We start from the raw sequence: 21731 nt of genomic DNA on the forward strand, positions 1-21731 counted from the left end.
AAAAAGTGTGGCTTACCGAAAAGCCACACTTTTAATTTTGAATGATTTTCAAGCAACACAAGCGGGCTCGTTAGCAAATTGTTAACGAGTTGTTGTAGTTCGGAGAGTATTGCGACTCAGAATCACTTGAAAATTCCTATTAAACTGACGGGGTTATTTTAGCCCTCGCAAAAGCGCTTTGTAAAGCACTGCAATGAGCAGTTTTGCTTAAAACACACTTTTGTATATAGCCAAAACGTCTTCAGAGGTCAATTTTTTAAATTGCCCGATCGTACCCGTTCGGGCACAAGCACTCTTTGCACATGCTTCAAGCGCCTCTTGAGTTAACCCGAAGTCAGAGAGTTTTGTAGGCATCTTCATCGCCGCATAGAAGGCCTGCAGTTTGGCAATCCCCTCTTCAAGCGTCTCAACGCCCATCACTTTCTTTGCAAAACGTTGCATACGGGCGGGATTCACCTCTGCCACATAACGAAGCCAGGCAGGTGTAATCACCGCAAGTCCTGCTCCATGGGTAATAGTGGGATCAAAAGCCGACAGTTCGTGTTCCATCGCGTGACAAGCCCAATCTTCAACCTGACCCAAACCGTAGTAGCCGTTATGAGCCCAGCTGCCCACCATGGCGACCTGACACCAAGCGTCGTAGTCATTGTGGTTTTCAAGCAACTTCGGTCCCATTTCCATGGCCGTGCGAATGGCAGCTTCAGCCTGACCGCTCACAAACTCAACATGCTCCGTATTGGTGAAATAGCGCTCAAAGATGTGGCTAATCATGTCAACGACACCGGCCGCAATCTGGTTCTCAGGCAACGTAAAGAAAAGTTCCGGATTAACCACTGAGATCAACGGACGAATTTTTTCGCTCGCGGTTCCAAGCTTGAGCCCATTGTGGTTAATCACCATGCGGATTGACTGCTCACTGCCGGCGGCAGGAATAGTCAGTACACAGGCCACGGGGATAGCATCAGTGATAGCCACGCCTTTGGTGAAAAAGTCCCAGGCATCGCCATCGTATTTTGTCCAGGCCGCCGCCACTTTGCAGGTATCAATAACGCTTCCGCCGCCGATCGCCAAAAGGGCATCCACTTGAGAGTCCACCGCAATCTTTTTAACCTTGGCCGCAAAATCCAACGTGGGATTGGCACGCACGCCACCGATTGTGAAATACTCAATGCCGACTTCTTCCAAAGAGGTCTGGACAGCGGAAACAGTTCCGTTTTTCAAAGCGCTGCCGCCACCGTAGACAATCAGCACCTTGCCGATATTTTCTTTTTTGAGTGCCTCACCCAATTTCTTATGTTCATCACGACCGAAAAGAATACGGGTGGGATTGCAGTAATTAAAGTTCAGCATAAAGACACCTACAATGAAATTTCTCTGAAGAATCTAGCACAAAATTTTAGAGCTCAAAAAGAACATTTTGTCCAAAACAATATCAAGTTGGTATTAGTTTTATCTGTGATACGAATGCATCCCGATCATTTTCCGCTATTTCAAAAAGCCGACTGAGTTAAAATGAGTAGGTTGACTAACTGCTTAAAGGAAACTCCCATGAGCACAGAAAAGAAAAATCTGGAACCGGGCTTGCCGCCCCTTCTTCCTGAAACCAAAACGGTAATGGATACATTGATGGCCGCTGATCTAATCAAAAAGGCTCTTCAATTGGCTGTGGATCAGGACGATCTTTGCTTACAAGAACAAATTGCCATCACCGAAACCCCCTCCTCTCCCTTCGGTGAAGAAATCCGCGGAAAAGATTTTGTTGAACGTTTTACCAAACTCGGTCTTTTAGATGTACACATGGACGAAGTGGGCAATGTGATCGGCCGTCGTCCGGGTGTGGGTCCCGAACCCCGTACCAAACTCATCATTTCAGCTCACTTGGATACGGTGTTTGCCAAGGACACTAATTTCAAGGTTCGCCAAGAAGGAAACCGCTTTTACGCGCCTTCCATTGGTGACGACTCCCGTGGCTTAGCCGGTCTTTTGCAAGTCATCCGCATGTTCCAAGAGCTCAACATCCAAACCTTGGGCGACATTATTTTTGTCGCCACGGTCGGTGAAGAAGGCGAAGGTGACTTGCGCGGTGTGAAGCATCTTTTCCGTGATCCCAACGTGGATGTGGACGCCTTTATGTCGCTTGACTGGTGTGATCCGAGCGAAGCCATTGTGGGCGCAACGGGAAGTTTGCGCTATCGCGTGAGCTTTGACGGCCCCGGCGGACACAGCTATTTGGGCTTCGGACAGCCCTCCGCCATCCACGCCTTGATGCGTACCGGCAAGGTTCTTTGTGATTTAGAAGTGCCCAAAGACCCCAAGACCACTTACACCGTGGGTGTTGTCAAAGGCGGCACAACGGTCAATTCCATCGCCGCGCACGCTTCAATGGATATTGACATGCGCAGCACGGAAAACGCCTCGCTTTTAGCTTTGCGCGACAAGATTCTTCCCTGCTTTGAAAAAGCCTGTGAAGAAGAAAACGCTCACTGGGGCATCACTGACGAAGCCAATAAGGTGAAAGTTACGGTTACCCCGATCGGCAACCGTCCCGCTGGCCAGCAACCCTATGAAAGTCCTGTTTGCCAAGCTATCCGAGCGGGTCTTCTCGCCTTGGGTCTTCCCCTTCACATGTATGCCTCCACTTCGGGCGACCACAACGTATCTTTGAGCATGGGCATTCCGAGCTTAGCGATGGGCGCAGGCGGCCGCAACTGGAAGATGCATACGCTCGATGAAGTCTATGAACACGTGGATGCCTATCAAGGCCCGCAACTCGCGTTCTTAATGGCTTGCGCCATGAGCGGTGTTGACGGTGTCACGAAGGGCTTTTTGAAAAAACGCGCTCGCTAATTTGTAATTAGCCTGAAGTGACAAACGCCTGTCTGGGAAATTCCTAGACAGGCGTTTTAGTTTAACGGGCGCGGTTGGCGACTGCCTTTTGAACCTTTTGATAGGTCTTCCAATGAAAATAACTTTGAAGCAAAACCGAGACGCAGATCAAAGCCAAACCAATGTAGAAAGCAAAGTTAAGATCCTTGGCTTCATTGAAGATAATCATGGCCAAAATAATGCTGTAAACGGGTTCAAGGTTGTAGCTTAAGTTGACGGTAAAGGCAGAAAGTCGTTTGAGTGCCTCGACCTGAAGCGAAAACATACCGACCGTACAAAACGACGACAAAATCAAAAGATAAATTAAATCGGACGTCGAAGGCACTATCGTCTCAACCGGGAAAAACGACAAATAAAGCGGCAAAAGCGCACTCATGATGACGAAACTGGCGGCGATTTCATAAAAAAGAAACGTCATGAGCGGATAGTCGGAGCCCACCCTGCGGTTTTCGATCGTCAGGAACGCGGCGGCGACAGCCGAGAGCACCCCCAGAACAATCCCAACCTGATAGCGCGTATCAAAATGGAAAATGAGCGCGATACCGATAATCGTGAGAAGACTAAAAGCAATTTCTCTTAAAGAAAAAGCCCTCTTACTCCAAACGGGATCAATAATGGCAGTAAAGAATCCGAGAGAAGCAAAGCAGACAACACCGATGGACACATTGGAATATTTGATGGAGCCGTAAAAAAGAAGCCAATGCACGCAAAGCAAGAGCCCAACCCAAGCAATACGCAGGATATCTTTCAAAGGCAGGCGGATTTGCCCATGCTTGACAAGCAGGTAAAGCAGAAAGAAACCGCTTGCAAACATCACACGGTACCACACCAATAGGCCTTCATTGAGTGTAATCAAGCGGCCCAACACGCCGGTGAAGCCGGCTAATAATATGGAAAGGTGCAAAATCACAAAAGCGTATGAAAGCATGGCAAAGGCAACATCAAACCGTTTAAAAACGATCGGAATTGTAGCGATATTTCCATTAACAAACTCTTCCCACGATCCATTCTTACTGCTCTGTGATATAGTGAAAAGGTTGGATTTTCCTGAAAAAAGGACTGAAAATGAAAAAATCCCAAACAAAGAAAGCCGCCGGCGGCACCCAATGGTCTTCCCTGTTTGATGACATTTTTGGGCTAAAAGCCTGGCATGACAAAAAGGGCCGCCGTGATAAAAAGCGCATCCCCTGGCAATGGGCTCTGTGGGGAGCGCTTTTATTTTTCATGTTGGGTTTTCTTATCCCGACGGATTCGGCTTGGATTTTGTTGGTGGCCATTGCGGCGGCTGTCATCATCTATTTTGCCCGCAGTACCGAAGCGGTTGAAGAGCAAGTATTGCTTTTAACAGACAATCGCACGCCGGCTCAGAAAGAAGCGCACAAACGCCGCGAAGCCGCGAAAGCTCAACGGGCATCCGGCACACGCAAACCACGTACGCGTCAAAGTGCCCCCATCTCTCGTCCTGCAGAGACAACTGAGGCGGTAGCCTCTGAGGCTCAAGAAGCAGCCAAACCCACTGCAACTCAAAGCAGCAAGCCCAAGAAAACAAAACGCACAACCCGCACTCGCAAAGTACAGACTTCAAAGAGCGCGCCTGATACTAAAACACAAGTCTCACAGGAATCACCCGCTCAAACAGAAAAAGAACCTGCTGCCACTGTGAGTGCTACGGTCGCAGATAACACAACGGCAACAAAAGAAGTCAAAAAACCGAGAAAACCGCGTGCGCCGAGAAAAACCAACCGCACGGCTGAAAAAACCAAAAGCCCGACCAAAACGACAGCGCGTAGGCCCAGAAAGCCTAAAGCAAAAGCCGCTCCTGCTCTGACCTCTCAGGCTCCGGTTGCAACACCCCAACCGCCTGAAACTACTAATCAATAAACGGTTTATTTAAACTATTTTTCCGCCAACCCATCGTCGCATCTGACGGTGGGTTATTTTTTTTTCACGCTTTACAATTTTTTCAAGATTAGTAGATACCCTTAAAGCAATACGCTTATGCCTAGGTGAACTCCCTATTTTCGATTGTGTTACGCCTCTATACGATGGGCAAAATATGGGTTTGTATCCCAAAAAATTAATTAACTGAACGTGAAAGGAAATACCCATGTTTGAGGGCATGCTTTTTTACATATTCGTCTGCTTGGCGTTTTTCGCCATCGGCGACTTCTTAGGGGTGGCCACCAAGGCAAAAGTCTCCTCTGTGTTCGTGAGTCTGCTTTTGTTCTTAATCTTCTTTATGGCCGACTGGATTCCGGATGACGTCATTAATCAGGCCGGTTTAACGCAGATCGGAAAATGGGCCGTGGGCTTTGTGGTCTTTGGCATGGGTACCACGATCAATATGCGTGAATTGATGGCTGAATGGCGCACGGTGGCAACCGCCTGCTTATCCATGGCTGTCATTTGGATCGGCATGATTGTGCTCGTTCCCTTGATCGGCTACAACGAAACCATCGTTGCTATTCCGATTATCAATGGCGGTATCGTGGCCACGCAGATCATGACCTCTGCTGCCATGGAAAATGGCCTCGAAATGGCTGCCGCTTTGGGTACCATTCTCTACGCTGTGCAAAAATTCTTCGGCACACCCTTTGCCTCTTACTTCGGTTTGCGCGAAGCCCGCGAAGTGTTGGCCGTGTACCGTCAAACCGGCGTGAACCCCAATAAGGCTCAACCCAAAGCCGGCGAAGAACCCAAGCTCACTTTCTTTGATAAGCACAAGAAGTACTACGGTCAGTTTGTCTGCTTGGGCATCACGGCCTTCTTCTCTTGGGTAGCTTGGTGCATCGGTCAATTCACCGGTTTAAGCTACACAATTTGGTGCTTGATTTTGGGCGCCATCATGGCAACGACGGGTCTTGTGCCGAAAAACATTCTTGCTCAAGCCAAGTCGGGCGGTATCTTTAACGTTGCCGTGTTCGCTTCCATCATCCCGAGTTTGGCCAAGATTGAATTGGGCGATCTCATCGTCTTGGGCTATAGCACGGTCATTGTCTTTATCGTTGTCTTTGCTCTGCTTTATGTCTGCTTCGGTATCCTGCCGCTTTGGAAAGTTCAAGGTCACAAAAACGTCGCCTTGGGTGTGGCCGCCGCTCAGCTTTTGGGCTTCCCGGCTACCTACCTGATTGCCAACGAAGTGGCAACGGCTGCGGCTGAAAACGAAGAAGAAAAACAAGTTGTTTTGGATGCCATCATGTCGAAGTACCTTGTGGCCGGTTTCACAACCGTGACCTCGGTTTCCGTCATCATTGCGGGCATCTTCGAAACCTTTATTGCTGCGTAACGAATTCTGAACCAAGAGAAAGGAAAGTATCATGTTTAAATTTGACGCTCAAGACTATCCTTACGCCTCCAAGCGCCACGTGGTCTACGCTAAAAACGGCATGTCCTGCGTGGGCAACCCATCGGGCGCCGCAGCCGGCCTTAAGGTTTTGCTCAAAGGCGGTAATGCCATTGACGCGGCCGTGGCCGTAGCCGCTGCTCAGCCTGTTGTAGAACCCACCGGTAACGGTTTGGGTGCAGACTGCTTTGCCCTTATCTGGTACAAGGGCAAACTCTACGGTATCAATGGTTCAGGTCCTTTGCCCAAAGCCGCCTCCATTGCCAAACTGAAAGAACGCGGCTTTGAAAGCATTCCGCCCTATGGGGTCGAGCCGATCGATGTCCCGGGCGCTGTCGGCGGTTGGATGGCCATGCACGAGCGTTTCGGCCGTCTGCCCTTGGAAGAAGTGATGCAACCTGCTATTGATTATGCTGAAAACGGTTACCCCGTTTCTCCCAACATCAGCCGCTTGTGGGAAGAAGCCTATAAGAATTACAGCAAGTATCGTGATCGTCCGGAATTTAAGGGCTGGTTTGACACCTTTGCGCCGAACGACACATGGTTGCGCCCGGGCGATGTGTTTAAGAGCCATGATATGGCCGAAACGCTTCGCGAAATCGCCCGCACCAAGGGTGAATCTTTCTACCGCGGCGCTTTGGCTCAAAAGATCGATGCCTTTATGAAGGAACATAATGGCTTCTTATCGGCCGAAGACTTGGCCGCCTACCATCCCGAATGGGTTGAACCCTTAAAGACCGACTACCGCGGCTATGATGTTTGGGAAATTCCGCCCAACAGTCACGGCATCACGGTTTTGATGGCTCTTAACATCCTGAAAGGCTTCACGTTCGGCGAACGCGACACGATCGATACGTTGCACAAGCAAATCGAAGCCATGAAGCTTGCCTTCGTGGATACGATGGAATATGTGGCAGAACCCTCTCACATGATCGTGACCTCTGAACAGCTCTTGAGCCAAAAGTACGCTGATGACCGCAAAAAACTGATTAAACCGGATTCCGCTTTGATGCCTGAAGTGGGCGATCCCCGCTACAGCTCCACGGTGTACTTTGCCACGGCTGACGCCGAAGGCAACATGGTGAGCATGATTCAAAGTAACTTCAGAGGTTTCGGCTCCGGTATCGTGGTTCCGGGTACGGGTATTTCGTTAAACGACCGCGCTCAAAACTTCCGCTTCGATGAAAAGCACCCGAATGCTTACGAAGGCGGCAAGCGTCCGTATCACACGATTATTCCGGCCTTCATCTCCAAGGGTGATCAACCGATCTCAGCCATGGGCATCATGGGCGGCTGGATGCAACCCCAAGCCCACTTGCAAGTGATCATGAATATGATTGACTTCCACCTGAACCCGCAACAAGCCTTGGACGCTCCGCGTTGGCAATGGATCGGCGGCAAGAAGGTTGAAGTGGAACATGATATGCCCAACCACTTGGTTCGTTTGTTACAACGCATGGGCCACGACATTGTTGTCCAACCTGACCCCTATCACATGGGGCGCGGCCAAGTGATTTTGCGCGATGAAAAGACCGGTATTCTCTGCGCCGGTACTGAAAAGCGCACCGATGGTCAAATCGCTAGTTTCTAATGTTCTAGTTCATTAGACCTTCCAAGACAAACCGGACGAGCAAAAACTCGTCCGGTTTCACTTTTTTTATTTGAGACAAAATCAAAACCTTACTCTATTGGCGGCAACTCAGCCCCCAACATGAAAAGCGCGGCCTCAACCTTACGGATGGGATAGGGACCTTCCAGCCAGGCACTCCCTTTTTTGTTCGCTTTGGCCTTTCTGATTGCCTCGGCCACCGCCCATGAGGCAAGCACATTGCTGTTGGCAAAGGTCCTCTCACGCATAGGACGCTTTTTCATCGTATCGAGTCTTTGAAACACATTGCCATTCCAGGAAGCATCACGGCCTTTGTCCTTTTTTGTTTTTCCCCATCCCTGAAGACTGCCCAATTGAAGCTCTTTGGGAAGCTTTATGTCGCGGCTGATGCAATACTGACGGATAAAATAGCAAAGGGCTGCGCAAACACGGCTCTCATACGTTATAAAGTCAGGCAAAAGCGTCGCATAAATGCGCGAATGAAATGAGGACATGCGCGGACCGAAATCTTTTCCGAATACGGTGTATTCAGGAGAATCGTCCGCTAACTGACTGCACGCATAGGCCGTGCACTCACATAGATTTTTTGATGTCAGTAATGCTTCAAGATAACTTTTTAAAACCAGACTGTCCTTACCGAACATGTCAATCACGATTTGAATAAAAGCCGAGTCATTACGTTTATCAATGACCTCTTTGAGCGGCTTTTCATAGTGAATAAGCCGATTTTGAAATTCTCGGTTTGGCGCTTCCTGAATATACTGCTCCCATGCATCCTCCAGACTCGTAAAACAGTATTGAGCCTTTGGGCGATAGGTTTGAGTAAGGTAAGGCGGGTCAAAAACGCGGCCGGCAATATACTCCGCCAAATAATCTGTAAAGGCATCCACAACGGGCTGCATCAAATAATGCTCTCGAGCCGAAATCAAGGAATAACTCTCCGACATGTCACTACTACCTTTTAGACATCCACGGAGTTATTGTACGCAACTTATTGAGCTAAAAGAAAAATTAAGAGCAGTCGCTTTTGAACCCATCCCTTGATTTTTTCTAACGGTTAAGAAATTCAAAGCGTGCAAGGAAACTCTTAGAATCAAACTATGCAAGACAATAAATCTAAGCAACTTTATCGACATAAATTTCGTTACACGGATGTAGCGTTGAGTATGCTGACTCGTTTTAAAAGCAGCACGATCAATATTAGCGATTGATAGCCTCTGCAAATCAAATTGATTCAAAATCGTCGTAACGCCCCTGAATAGCCAAAATGAAGTCTCTTAACGCATAGCACGACATGAAAAACGCGCTGATGGGAATGGCGGCGTAAGCCACTTTCACCTGCATCCAGGGAATGGACTGCATGTAAGCATGAGCACGCATTACCCATACCCAACCGTAGTAACAAATCAGAACGTACGTAAGAAGTTCAATCACACAGACAATGGCTCTGCAGATTTTTCCGACTTTGCCTTCCAGACGCTCTGTCATCACTTCGACCACAAAGTGGTTTCTCGTGCGCACCAATTCCTGGGCACCCAAAAAAATCATCCAAATCAGGCAAATCTGAATCCAATCATCTGTCTGAGTAAAGTTGTAGATGGGGACAAAGCGCACAAAAACGTTTGCCAAGAACATGACAACGATTGCCCCCAGGGCAACGACGCAAATGAGACGCGTGATACGGCTTACCCAATGATCAATGGTTTTTAAAATTCTCAGCATCTCATCACCCCACAATACCGGCCAAGCCTAAAGACAATCCCGGAATAAAGGCCACAGCCATCGCCATCAAAATCATGATCACCACATAGCCCACAGACTTCTTGGCAATCTCCATGACCTTCTCACCGGTAATCGAGGCCATGACGTATAAATTAAGTCCCACGGGTGGCGTGAGCACTCCAACGGCTAACGCAATGCACATCACAATGCCCAATTGAATCAAATCGTAGTTAAAGCTCTTGGCAATCGGCACAAAAATTGGCACCGTGATGAGCAAAATGGCCGTGCCTTCCATAAAGCAGCCCATGATCACCAAAATCAGAATAATGATCAAAAGGATAAGGGCAAATGAGGAAAACGTGGATGAGACAAAAGCAATCGTTTGCTGAGGAATGCGGGTGTACAAAAGAACGTATTGGAAAAAGCCCGCCGTGGCAATCACAAACATCACCTTCGCGGTTTGTTCAACCGTATTCCAGAGAATAGAAGGAATGTCCGAAAGCTTTAACGTCTTAAAGACAAAAAGGCCAAGAATAAAGACGTAAAACGATGCGACCGCGGCAGCTTCGGTGGCGGTAAAAAGCCCGGCAAACATACCACCGATCACAATCACGGGCGTTAAAAGCGACCAGAAGGCATCTTTAAAGCCTTGCCAACGCTCAGGCCACGATGCTTTGGGCGTTACCGTATAGCCTTCCTTTTTACACACATAGGAAGACCAGAGCATAAAAGCCAACCCTAAGAGAACGCCCGGAACAGCGCCCGCGGCAAAAAGAGCGTTGACACTGGTTTGCGTGAGTCCCGCAAACAAGATGAGCGTAATGGAAGGCGGAATAATCGGACCCAGGGCACCGCCAGCGGCAATGGTGGCGCAGCTAAAGGCGCGGTCGTAACCTGATTTAGTCATTTCGGCGATGGCGATCATGCCGATGCCGGCCGCGCAAGCAGCGGCAGAGCCTGACATCGCCGCCATCACAATGCAGGCCACAATGGCGGCATTGGATAAACCACCCGCCCTATGCCCCAAGCAGACACGACCGAAACCGAAAAGGCTTTTGGAGATACCGCCCACGCTCATGAGGTTGCCCATGAGCAAGAAAAACGGAATAGACATTAAGGTGATGCCCGAGACTTGGGAGAACATGCGCTGAGGCACAAGAAAGAGCCTAGCCATGTCGCCTCCTGCCATTAAAAAGGTAGCAATGGAAGCAAAACCCATTGTGACGGCTGTTGTCACCCCCAGTAAAAGAAGAACCAGCACGCCCGCAAAAATCGCAAACATCACCATGGTCTAAACACCCTTCTTATTCCGTCGCTTTAACGGCGTTTAAGACTTCCCGCATAGCGTCTTTACCAGCCAGTTCTGCCACTTTTTCATACGCGGGAGCCATCTTTTCAATAAACGATTGGCGATCAGGATAGGTGACATTCATCCCTTTTTTCTTCAGCTCTTCAACCACGGCGCTTTCCCCTTCGCTAATCATCTTGCGCGTGAGGTTTTGGGCATTGACCGCTTCTTCCTTCAAAATGGCTTGTTGCTCGCCGGACAAGCCATCATAGACCGTCTTGTTAATTAAAAGCACTTGGCAGTCAAAGTAGTGATTGGTCATGGCTAATTGGTTTTGTGTCTCATAAAGGCTGTCGGCCAAAATGGTGAAAACCGGGTTTTCTTCTCCGACCACCACGCCTTGCTTGAGCGACGTGTAGAGTTCTGAGTAGGCGATGCTTTGCGTGTTGGCGCCGATCGCGTCAAAGGCGGCCAATAGACCGGTGGCAGGCGGCACGCGAATCTTCACACCTTTAAGGTCTTCGGCTTTATTGACAACAACGTTCTGGGTGGTTGTCTGACGGAACCCATAATCAAACATGGATAAACCCATGGCATCGTAGGAAGCCAAACCTTTATTCATCCAGGGCATCACAAAATTGTCAATGACCTGATGAGCCTGATCGTAGCTCTTAAATAAGAAAGGAGCCGTCATAGCGTTGAGCTTTTTATCGTACATAGCCATGTTACCCAACGAAACTACTGCCATATCCAAGGCGCTCATTGTCACCTGCTCGGCAAGAGCCGGTTGATCACCCAGTTCCCCGGAAGGATAAACCTCAACCTTTAATTCCCCCTTTGTGCGGCTTTCCACATTTTGCGCAAACTGAAGAGCGGCTGCATGGTGGGCGTGACTGGTGGCAGCTGTATGCGCCAGGCGAATGGTTTGAGCAGCTTGTGCGGAAAAACTTGCTGCGATAAGGCAAGCGCCCGCGACAAACATGGCTTTAACAGCGGTTTGCATAATGGAGATCCTCCGGGGGTGAAAAAGAAATATCAATTTCTAAGTATAACGGGCTTAAGCGTTGATTATTCTTTCTCTTAGAAGAAATCCTGATGAGGCGTGGACAATCTTCTGTTCAGATCACCACTCTGTTGTCATTGGCTCATCTTTTTTAACTGCTATTTTGATTTCCAAACCCAAAACACTGAGCCAACGCATCAGCTGTCCGATACTGATATTTTCCGGATGGTTTTCCAAAAACGAAATCCTAGACTGACAAATTTGAGTTCGTTCAGCCAGCTCTTTCTGGGAAATGTTTTGAGATTTCCGGTAATCCTTTAAAAGACTTCCTAATTGATTCGTGAGATAGATCCGAGTTTCTAGCATTGAAAAAATATCTCCATTTGCGATATTTTAACATTATCGCAAAAAGAGATAATCAATAAATATCTTAAATACAGATTTTTTCTTCCTAAGCTTGTTAAATTTCTTTCACGCCGTTAGGAGCTGTCAGTTGTCGATTTCCTTCCAAATTAAGGAATACGTTCTCTCTCATTTTGTACCCCTGCTCGCTCTTTGTCTGGGCTTGGATTCTGGTTTAAAAAGATCTATTTCTTCTTCAATCTGAAACAACAAATCAAAATCCTGTGCACGATTCAAACTAATGGCTAAACGCACTAGACTCTTTAAGGAAATTTCTCCTTTGGACTCAAAACGCCGGAGTGACCCCAAGGAAACGCCTGAGCGCTCTGCCAATTGTTCTTGGGACACATTCTGGTCCAGACGAATTCTTTTTAGTCTATCTGCAATACCGAGACGAATATCAAGAGGAGAAATGAGATTATTAACTAAGCTCATTTTAGTAGTTAACGTTAGTTATCATAGTTTACTACTAATATTTTAACGGTTAACGATCTTGATTTCAAAGCGAAACAGACCTGCTATTTTCAATTCAACTCTCCGCCTTTTTGAATTTTTATCCGATTTTGCACTTCCGTTCTGAAATGCCAAAGGAAATACCCGCACACAAAGAAGGACAATACTTCAGCAATGGGTTGCGCTGATTGAACACCCAGCAAACCGATCTGACCGGGCAATATCAAAATAAGCGGCAGGAAAAAAAGACCTTGTCTGGTGGCTGCCAATAGTGTGCCAACGGCTGTTCGGCCTATCACCTGAAAAGCCATGTTGCCGATCACATTCACCGGAACAATAATCGCCACCGAACACTGAAGTCGCAAAGCCAAGACCCCCACATTCATCACATCCGGGTCGTTGACCTCAAAAAAGCCAACCACCTCTTCGGCAAAAATGCAACCCAAAAGGCCAAGCGCCACCATCAGCACCGTTCCCATCGCAATGGTGACATCCAACGCCGTTTTCACGCGGTCAAAAAGCTTTGCTCCCCAGTTGTAACCCAATACAGGCTGAAACCCTTGCCCTAATCCAATCAAAAAGGCGTTCGTCATCATCATGACCTGACCCACAATACTCATTGCGGCAACCCCGGCATCTCCATAGCGGCCGGCCATCAGATTTAAAACGGAAGCAGCCACGGCTCCCAACGAGTTTCGAGTAAGAGAGGGCAAACCGTTTTTAAAAATAGAAAAGTAAATAGCCGCCTCTTTAGAAATAAAAGAGCAATGAATCTGAAGCGACCCTTTTCCCCTCAGGTAATGCGACAGAAGGATCGTAAACGAAATGATTTGACACAAAGCATTGGCCCAGGCGGCGCCTGCAATCCCCCAATCCAAAACAAAAATGAAAATGGGGGCAACACCGATATTGAGCACTCCCCCGGCACCCAACCCCATCATGCCAACGATAGCCAAGCCTTCAGAGCGCAAGAGGTTATTGAGTGTGTAGGAAGCGGCCATAAAGGGGCAGGCCAACAAAATGATCTGAGCGTAGGTGCTCGCGTAAGGCAAAATGGTGGCGGTCGCCCCCATCCAGGATAAAAGCCACTCCAATACCGCCCAAGCGGTCAACGCAAAAAGCGAAGAAAAAAGAAGGGAGAGAAAAAGACCGGAAGAGGCAAGCGTATTGGCATGAACGTAAGCCTTAGCGCCCAAAAGGCGAGAAGTTTGCGCCGCACACCCTTGACCGATCATGATACCAATGGCTTGAATAATCGTCTGAAGGGCAAAAATAACCCCCATGGCCCCCACGGCAGACGTTCCTAAATAAGCAACATAGTAAGTGGAAGCCGTCATGTAGAGTGCTGTCACGAGCATTGATAGCATCGTTGGAACACCCAACTTCAAAACCAATGGCGCCACCGCCTCTTCGGTCATTTTCCGATAGGTACGATTAGCATCATTGGTTGTGGGAGCTGGTACTTCTTTGACCACAGTCTTGAAATTTCAAAATATTGACATCTCGGTTCATGCAGTTAAGCACTTATTGTTATCTTAACCTTTTAAGAAAAATCAGAATCGAACCGAAACGGTTTGAAACCAAATCAACAAAAAAAATCTAATAAAAAATCTAATAAAAAAACAACGAAATCTAATAATCTGATATTAGATTATTAGATTTTTAGCACAAACATGGCAATATCGTTATTAACACAGTGTTAACATAATCCTAACACTGTTAGCACTGTTAGGATTAAATTTCCCCTTGATTAATAATAAGATAGAAAGTAATTTGCTAACTTACCGGCAAAAAAGCGACTCAGTCCGACTGAGTGAGAAAACAAATTCGAATTACACTAAAAATCACAAACCAACCAGGCTATTTTCCATTAAAAGCGTCCGATCAATCTCGCACTGCGTTAACGTTTCAAAACCCAGCATACCGTCTTCTTTTTCTACGCAAACGAGCATGTTTTCGATACGAATGCCCCACTCACCGGGACGATAAATACCGGGTTCATCGCTAGTGACCATACCGGGTTCAAAAGGCGTCAGTGTTCCTTCCCGCTCTCTGGGTGAAATGCTGGGAGGTGTTTCATGAACATTCAAAGTCAACCCAATACCGTGGCCTGTTCCATGACCGAAATCAGCACCGATTGCCTGTATCGGAGCACGAGCTACTCGATCCAATTCAACGCCGTTTGTTCCGGGTTTGAACGTTGCTTCTGAAAGGGTTTTCATCGCTAAAAAGACGGCGGTGTAGTCTCTCTTTAAGCGTTGCAGTTTTTCTTGGGGGTAGTCTTTAGGATCGCCTAAAAACCAAACACGCGTCGTATCCGTTGTCCCGCGATCGTAGTGTGCTCCGGAATCCACCAACAGTATGCAAGGCGGTACGATCTGCGCTCCTTTGCCCTCTTCGGGTTCATAGTGAGGAAGCGCCGCATTGGCATCGACCGCGGCGATCGTTCCAAAACTCTCACCGATAAAGCCCTCGATGGCCGAGCGCTTTTGATGCAAAATGTCCACGGCATCATTTTCGGTAAGTTTTTCCCCATTAGCCAACCGCACCTTAAGTTCATCAATAAAAGCTTGAAGAGCCTCTCCGTCAGCTTTCATGACTTCCTTTAGCCCCGCTATTTCTTCTTTTGTCTTTACCGACTTCCATAACGAAACGGGATGTTTAACAGGCACCCATGCGTTCTTAATTTGGCTATAGAGTTTGGCATTAAGATCGCTTTCCCGGGCAAGAACCTTACCGCCTTGACCGATAAAACCCTCAATCGTTTTTTCGAGCAACGCATAAGGCGCGATCATCCAACCGGCTTCTTTTAAGTATTGGGCTACTTGGTCATCAAGGATCTCATCATGCAAAAAGAGTGTTGCGCTGTCGGGCAAAACCCAAGCCCAACTTAAAAACACAGGATTAAAGGCGATATCCGCCCCCCGTAAGTTGGTTAACCAGGCGATGTCATCGAGCTTGGTTAAAAGAAGGGCAGAAGGCGAAGCTTGAGTATTTATTGACTCGATATACTTTTGAAGCCGTTTGAGCTTGTCGGCGGCAGAAACAGAACTCGCGCGATGTATGTAAAGCGAGGATATTTCGCGCTTAGGTCTGTCCGGCCACTCTTTTGTGATCGCTTCATCGGGAAAATCAATCACCTTGGAGACACTTTCCCGTATTTTTTTATAGCGCTCCAAAGGCAATGTCTCAAGGGGCAATGCCAATACCGTGGACTTTTTAGCATTAACTTCAGAAAGCCACTCGGCAACGCTTGGAACATCTTTTTCTCCGTCTCGCATTAAGGCGATACCGGAATTTAAAAGCTGACGCTCGGCCTGCTCCCAATAACGAGAATCCGTCCACAAAAAAGCTTTATCGGCGGTAACGAGAAACTCGGCATTCGAACCCGTAAAACCGGACAGAAAAGACAAAAGCTGATCGGCTTTTTGAATGTATTCGGACAGATGCGCGTCAGAGAGCGCGCAATAAAAAGCATCCGCCCCCATCGCTTTTATAGCCGAGCGCAGCGATAACAATCGAGTTTTGATTTCAGACATCAGTAAGCCTTTCGGACGGTGATGGATACCTCAGAGGCAAACATATCGTTAATTCTCACCTCTTCACCCATGTGGACACTTTCCAGGCGCCAACCCGCATCACGCAGTTCATTGAGCGTGGCTGAGATCTCAAGATCGGGACAGTTAAAAGGAACAACACTTAATACATCACTGCCCTGCACAGGGTTGACCGCCGTGCAGACTGTGCGATTTCCGAGGGGAGCATCCAAAAGCGGATCCGAAGGACCGTTTGTGCAACCGGTTAACGCCAGTGATAATGCAATGATGGAAAGTGTTTTACGCATAAAAAGACTCAATTCAATAACGTGATTATTGTAAAGAGTTTTTAATCATTAAAACTCAGGCAATATGTAATCAAACGAATCCATGTCCGTTGACTTCTTGGCACCCCTTTTTTCTTTAACTTTATCGTGGGTTTTGTCGAAAGGTTTAATAGGCGCGCGTCTTGACTTCAAAGCAGGCTTTTTAACTTTTAACGGTTGCGCGGAACGCTCTTTTAACTTTTTCTTTTCATCCATTGATTCAAAAAAAACTTCAAACGTCTCAGGCGTTACCACTTCCAATTTCTTTTTTAAAAGTTTTTCGATGGCGCCTAACCGGTAGCCGTCTTTTTCACTTGCAAACGAATAGGCTAAACCATCGGCTCCCGCTCGTCCCGTGCGGCCAATGCGGTGAATATAGTCATGGGGATCAAGCGGCAGATCATAATTCACCACCACAGGCAACTCCTTTATATCAAGCCCGCGGGAAGCCAAATCCGTCGCCACCAACACTCTTAATCGCCTGTCTTTAAAGGAGTGGAAAATTTTAAGCCTGGCCGCTTGTGTTTTATCGCCGTGCAGCGCATCAACCGTAAATCCATCCTTTTTCAGACTATCGGCTAAAAAAGCCGCCGTTCGCTTTTGACGGGTAAAGACAAGCACTTGTTCAAGCGCATTATCAACAATCAGATCACGAAGAAAGCGCGGTTTTTCAGACTCCGGCACCCGGTAGACAACTTGACGGATACTGGCCACATCCCGGTTGGCATTAATTTCCACCAGCACCGGTTTTGATAAAAGTTTCTGCGCAAGAAGATGAATCTCGTCAGAAAGCGTTGCGGAAAACAGTAAAGACTGACGGTTTGTGGGACATAATGAGAGAATCTTCTTGATATCGGGTAAAAATCCCATGTCAAGCATTCGATCTGCTTCATCCAACACGAGATAACGAATGCCCGACAAGTCAATGGACTTTTGTCTGACGTGATCCAAAAGCCTGCCCGGCGTAGCCACGATGATTTCCTGCCGATGCATGAGTTTTTCTTTTTGCTTGAGGATACTGACGCCACCGATTAAAAGCGCGCCAGATAAAGAAAGGCCCGGGGCGAAAATCTCAACATTTTGGAATAGCTGCAAGGCCAGCTCTCGCGTCGGCGCCAAAATTAAGGCGGCAGGACTTTGCAAAGCAGGCTTTTTCCCGATCGAATCCAAAATAGGCAGTAAAAAAGCTCCGGTTTTCCCGCTTCCGGTTTGGGCAATGGCCAGAAGATCTCGGCCTTGAAGTATTGCCGGCAGCGTTTTCTGCTGAATCATCGTCGGCTCGTGCCAACCGTGTATGTGGGCCTTTTTAGCTAAAGGAACCGACAACCCCAATTCAATAAACTTATTCATGGCGCAATTCCTCGCCTTTCAAGTACCGGCTTCGCAACTGCCCACATCCCCCTTCAACGTCTTGCGCGGCTGAGTGCCTGAATTTCGCAAGAATACGGGACGTTTTCAGATACCGAGCCATCTCTTGGCAACGAGACCATTCGGGTCTTTGAAAAGGACTGTTTTTGACGGCATTGACCGGAATGAAATTCATCAGCGCGTATTTTCCCTGCAAAAGCCTTGCGATATTCTCCAGCTCATCGTCCCCATCATTGACGCCTTTCATTAAAGTCCATTGATACTGAATGGGATAGCCCGTTGCACGCGCATAATCTTCTGCCTGATTAACAAGCGCTTCAATCGTAATTTTTCCTGCGCGCGGCAACAACTTTTTGCGTTTATCCTCAAAAGTCGTGTGCAGCGAAATAGCCAAAGCGGGTTTAACCGGAAAATCCTTTAACGCGTCAAACACACGCTGATCACCAACAGTGGAAAGCACCAAATTTTTATGTGGAATTTGACTGTACGTTCCCAAGAAGTAAATGGCAGAGAGCACATTTTTTAAATTGTGTGAAGGCTCACCCATTCCCATAAAAACCACTTTGCGCAAATCAGGACGCATCCGTCTGGCAACCATCACCTGAGCAACAATTTCCAAGTCTGAAAGTTGCCGGATAAGGCCTGACTGCCCTGTCATGCAAAACACGCACCCCACAGCGCAGCCTACTTGAGAAGAAACGCAAAGCCCTTCTCTGGGTAAAAGAACACTTTCAATCGTCTGCCCATCCTGAAGACGGAAAAGAAGTTTCAGCGATTGCTCTTCTTGGGCCTGATGGCTTTCAACAACCGTGAGAATACTGTCTAACTTGGATCTGATTGCCGGCAATGCTTTACGCAATTCTTTAGGAAACTTCGGATCCTCCCCGGCAGGCCAAGGCACCACACCGAAAAGGGCGCGGTAAAGATGTCCGTAATGAACAGGTTTGGCACCGAGCCCTATAAGCTCTTGATGCAGCGTCTCTAGCGTCATGTGAAAAATGGGCGTTGAATTATTTCAACGCCCATTTTATAGGAATTGCCGCAAGCTTCAGAAATTAGAGCTTGTAGTACATTTCAAATTCAATCGGAGCGGTGGCCAAGCGGAAACGTTCCACTTCCTTCGCTTTGAGCCCGATATAAGCCTCAATCATGTCTTCGGAGAAGACACCGCCACGGGTTAAGAACTCGTGATCGTTAGCGAGCGCGTTCAAAGCTTCATCAAGCGAAGCGCAAACGGTCGGGATCTTGGCATTTTCTTCAGGCGGCAAATCGTAGAGATTCTTATCGGCGGCTTCACCCGGATGAATCTTATTCATAATGCCGTCAAGGCCTGCCATAAGAAGCGCGGCAAAGCACAAGTAGGGATTAGCCATCGGATCCGGGAAACGCACTTCGATACGGCGTGCCTTGTCGCTTGCCGTGTGAGGAATACGGATCGAAGCCGAACGGTTGCGGGCGGAATAGGCCAGTTTCACCGGAGCTTCAAAACCCGGAACCAGACGCTTGTAGGAGTTGGTTGACGGGTTGGTAATGGCGTTTAAGGCCTTCGCGTGCTTGATAACGCCGCCGATGTAGTAAAGCGCTATGTCACTTAACCCCGCATAGCCATTGCCGGCAAAAAGGTTCTTGCCGTCTTTCCAAATAGATTGGTGGACGTGCATGCCGGAACCGGCGCTGCCCACAACGGGCTTGGGCATAAAGGTTGCGGTCTTGCCGTAAGCGGCAGCCACATTCCAAATCGTGTACTTCACGATTTGAGTCCAGTCAGCGCGCTTCACGAGCGTGTTAAAACGAGTACCGATTTCGCACTGACCGGCGCCCACTTCGTGATGCTGCACTTCAATGGGAACCCCTTGTTGTTCTATCAAAAGGCACATCTCAGAGCGCATGTCTTGGAAAGAGTCAATCGGAGGCACCGGGAAGTAGCCGCCTTGATGCCCCGGACGGTGACCGAGATTACCCTGTTCGTAATCGATCTTTGAGGCCCAGCCGGCTTCATCCGAACCGATCTTAAAGAAGGCATGTTCGGGATCAGTGCCCCAAACGATGGAATCAAAAATATGAAATTCCGGTTCCGGACCGAAGAAAGCCATGTCACCGATGCCGGTTGACTTCAAGTAGGCTTCTGCGCGTTTGGCAATCGAGCGCGGGTCGCGGTTATAACCTTTACCCGTAGCCGGATCGGTTGCGTCACACGTCAAAATCAAGGTGCTTTCTTCACGGAAGGGATCCAAGCGGGCGCTATCAGGATCAGCGATCAAAATCATGTCGCTTGCTTCAATACCTTTCCAGCCTGCCATGGAGGAGCCGTCAAAGGGCTGGCCTTCTTCGAACCAGTCTTCATCCACCGCGCGAGCAGGAATACTCACGTGCTGCTCCTTACCTTTCATGTCCGTAAAGCGAAGATCGACGAATTTAACATCATTGTCCTGAATCATTTGCAGGACTTTATCAATGCTGGCCATTTGCGAGGCTCCTTTTGTTTTGAACAGGTGGATTTTAGCGACAAAGATTCGATCGTTCTAGAGTTATCAAGAGAAAATTACTTTCATAATAAGAAAATGCATTTAGTCAAAAATAGTTAGCTCACTCATCTTTAGTTCAGCAACCAATTTCATCTCTCTTTTTTCAAGCGTTTCATAAATATTGGCTTTAACAAATTACATAGTAGGATTTGCACAAATCATATAGTAGACTTTTAACAAATCTATCAGCAGATGGTCTATCTATTTGAAATATATGAGTTTTTAAAATGCCTTTATTGTGATACAAATCGATACGCTAATGTGCATAATTTTTGTTGAGAGCTACTTCATTTTAGAAGAGCTCGAAATATAAATTACCGTGCTATTAATTTATTCAATCGCTTCCCTAAAAACTGAATGACTTTTTGAACAAACGCCTTATAGACAGCAAAATCATTAACCATTAATAAATTACGAAAAAGGACATAAAAAACCTTTACCCCTTTTTTTGAAAATGCCTCCCACACTAGATGGCTCACACTTCTTCTGGCAAATCCATTCTTAAAGCACCCATAAAGTCCCCTGAGCTGCAACTGCCTTTTTAAGTCCTGCACAGCTCTTACAATGTCCTTTGTACGTTTATATCGTTGAGAAGAAATCGAAGTATTCGTTTTGGTGCGGTAGTAAACCAAAGGCTCCCGAATAACGGATATCTTTTCCGCACAAGCTAATGACGTGTATGCGAAGCTCCAATCATTGCAGGACGGGATCTCTTGAAATAAGAGTTCATTTTTCTTCAAAAAAGAAAACCTATAAAGCTTCGTCCAGGGATTAGGCGCAAAGATATCAAAAACGAGATTTGTCCTTTCAATTTTCTGATTCCTTGTTTCAGGAATCACAAACTTCTCTGTTTCTCCGGTTTGTTGGTTATAGATAAAAAATTCACAAACAGCGATGTCAGATTGATCTACTTCGATACGATCAATCATCGTTTTGAAAAAGTCATCATTGAACCAATCATCACAATCTAAAAAAATTATGTACTGCCCTTTTGCCTGCGATAAACCAAAATTTCGAGCGCTCCCCGCCCCTTTGTGATTTTGTCCAATCAAATGTATTCGTGAATCTTTCTTTTGATAGCTCTTAATAATTTCAACAGATGAATCAGTTGATCCATCATCGACCATGATCAATTCAAAATGCGGGAATGACTGCTGTAAGACCGATTGTAGAAACGGCTCTAAATACTTTGCCCCGTTATAAACCGGCGAAACAACCGATAAAATGACTGGCCGAGATTGTTCGTTATCCATGATCGTTTTAATACTAA

General features: G+C 47.3%; 19 protein-coding genes. 4 read left to right on the plus strand and 15 right to left on the minus strand.

Translation table 11 applies throughout. The features are described 5' to 3' along the window. Nucleotides 1-207: 207 nt before the first annotated feature. Nucleotides 208-1350: an iron-containing alcohol dehydrogenase gene (locus NW199_RS01310; protein WP_258333373.1), complete on the minus strand. Its 1143-nt coding sequence runs from the start codon at nucleotides 1348-1350 to the stop codon at nucleotides 208-210. A gap of 198 nt (nucleotides 1351-1548) precedes the next feature. Between NW199_RS01310 and NW199_RS01315 the strand changes: the two genes are divergently transcribed. Next, nucleotides 1549-2847 carry a M20/M25/M40 family metallo-hydrolase gene (locus NW199_RS01315; protein WP_258333374.1) on the plus strand — a complete coding sequence of 433 codons (1299 nt, stop codon included), beginning with the start codon at nucleotides 1549-1551 and terminating at the stop codon, nucleotides 2845-2847. Nucleotides 2848-2908: 61 nt separating this feature from the next. Here the strand turns inward: NW199_RS01315 and NW199_RS01320 are convergent, their stop codons facing one another. Continuing rightward, entirely contained in the window at nucleotides 2909-3814 is a 906-nt protein-coding gene (locus NW199_RS01320; protein ID WP_258333375.1) for a DMT family transporter, read from the minus strand. Nucleotides 3815-3951: 137 nt separating this feature from the next. Here NW199_RS01320 and NW199_RS01325 point away from each other — a divergent pair, with 137 nt between their 5' ends. From NW199_RS01325 to NW199_RS01335, 3 genes are all read left to right on the plus strand, one after another. Next, nucleotides 3952-4767, plus strand: a complete 816-nt coding sequence (locus NW199_RS01325) for a hypothetical protein (RefSeq protein WP_258333376.1) — start codon at nucleotides 3952-3954, stop codon at nucleotides 4765-4767. A 226-nt stretch (nucleotides 4768-4993) separates the two neighbouring features. Beyond that, entirely contained in the window at nucleotides 4994-6172 is a 1179-nt protein-coding gene (locus NW199_RS01330; protein WP_258333377.1) for a hypothetical protein, read from the plus strand. A 31-nt stretch (nucleotides 6173-6203) separates the two neighbouring features. Continuing rightward, nucleotides 6204-7820: a gamma-glutamyltransferase family protein gene (locus NW199_RS01335; protein ID WP_258333378.1), complete on the plus strand. Its 1617-nt coding sequence runs from the start codon at nucleotides 6204-6206 to the stop codon at nucleotides 7818-7820. An 89-nt stretch (nucleotides 7821-7909) separates the two neighbouring features. On the opposite strand, the gene NW199_RS01340 is transcribed toward NW199_RS01335, so the two are convergent. The 13 genes from NW199_RS01340 to NW199_RS01395 form a co-directional block, all read right to left on the minus strand. Further along, nucleotides 7910-8785 (minus strand): hypothetical protein, encoded by an 876-nt coding sequence (locus NW199_RS01340; protein ID WP_258333379.1) that lies wholly within the window; start codon nucleotides 8783-8785, stop codon nucleotides 7910-7912. 277 nt (nucleotides 8786-9062) lie between these two features. Then, nucleotides 9063-9560 carry a TRAP transporter small permease gene (locus NW199_RS01345; protein WP_249091875.1) on the minus strand — a complete coding sequence of 166 codons (498 nt, stop codon included), beginning with the start codon at nucleotides 9558-9560 and terminating at the stop codon, nucleotides 9063-9065. Nucleotides 9561-9564: 4 nt separating this feature from the next. Next, on the minus strand, nucleotides 9565-10842 hold the full coding sequence (locus NW199_RS01350; protein WP_258333381.1) for a TRAP transporter large permease: 1278 nt from the start codon (nucleotides 10840-10842) through the stop codon (nucleotides 9565-9567). A gap of 22 nt (nucleotides 10843-10864) precedes the next feature. Then, nucleotides 10865-11851 carry a TRAP transporter substrate-binding protein gene (locus tag NW199_RS01355; protein ID WP_022473639.1) on the minus strand — a complete coding sequence of 329 codons (987 nt, stop codon included), beginning with the start codon at nucleotides 11849-11851 and terminating at the stop codon, nucleotides 10865-10867. 120 nt (nucleotides 11852-11971) lie between these two features. Next, the gene (locus NW199_RS08770; protein WP_022473640.1) at nucleotides 11972-12217 is read right to left on the minus strand and encodes a helix-turn-helix domain-containing protein; all 246 of its coding nucleotides are present in this window, start codon (nucleotides 12215-12217) and stop codon (nucleotides 11972-11974) included. A 165-nt stretch (nucleotides 12218-12382) separates the two neighbouring features. Next, on the minus strand, nucleotides 12383-12688 hold the full coding sequence (locus NW199_RS01360) for a helix-turn-helix domain-containing protein (protein WP_258333382.1): 306 nt from the start codon (nucleotides 12686-12688) through the stop codon (nucleotides 12383-12385). Between the two features lie 89 nt (nucleotides 12689-12777). Then, nucleotides 12778-14181 carry an MATE family efflux transporter gene (locus tag NW199_RS01365; protein ID WP_258333383.1) on the minus strand — a complete coding sequence of 468 codons (1404 nt, stop codon included), beginning with the start codon at nucleotides 14179-14181 and terminating at the stop codon, nucleotides 12778-12780. A gap of 369 nt (nucleotides 14182-14550) precedes the next feature. Further along, nucleotides 14551-16245 carry a M24 family metallopeptidase gene (locus NW199_RS01370; protein WP_258333384.1) on the minus strand — a complete coding sequence of 565 codons (1695 nt, stop codon included), beginning with the start codon at nucleotides 16243-16245 and terminating at the stop codon, nucleotides 14551-14553. Continuing rightward, nucleotides 16245-16550, minus strand: coding sequence for a hypothetical protein (locus NW199_RS01375; RefSeq protein ID WP_249091881.1), 306 nt, complete (start codon nucleotides 16548-16550; stop codon nucleotides 16245-16247). The genes NW199_RS01370 and NW199_RS01375 overlap by 1 nt, the downstream gene beginning before the upstream one ends. 48 nt (nucleotides 16551-16598) lie before the next feature. Further along, nucleotides 16599-17918, minus strand: coding sequence for a DEAD/DEAH box helicase (locus NW199_RS01380; protein WP_258333385.1), 1320 nt, complete (start codon nucleotides 17916-17918; stop codon nucleotides 16599-16601). Then, entirely contained in the window at nucleotides 17911-18927 is a 1017-nt protein-coding gene (locus NW199_RS01385; protein ID WP_258333386.1) for an RNA methyltransferase, read from the minus strand. Before NW199_RS01385 ends, NW199_RS01380 begins: the two co-directional genes overlap by 8 nt. Nucleotides 18928-18991: 64 nt before the next feature. After that, nucleotides 18992-20401 carry a type I glutamate--ammonia ligase gene (glnA, locus tag NW199_RS01390; protein WP_258333387.1) on the minus strand — a complete coding sequence of 470 codons (1410 nt, stop codon included), beginning with the start codon at nucleotides 20399-20401 and terminating at the stop codon, nucleotides 18992-18994. A gap of 374 nt (nucleotides 20402-20775) precedes the next feature. After that, nucleotides 20776-21714, minus strand: coding sequence for a glycosyltransferase family 2 protein (locus tag NW199_RS01395; RefSeq protein WP_258333388.1), 939 nt, complete (start codon nucleotides 21712-21714; stop codon nucleotides 20776-20778). Nucleotides 21715-21731: the final 17 nt, after the last annotated feature.

It is taken from the genome of Parasutterella secunda, assembly GCF_024733725.1.
Classification (GTDB): Bacteria; Pseudomonadota; Gammaproteobacteria; order Burkholderiales; family Burkholderiaceae_F; genus Aphodousia; species Aphodousia faecalis.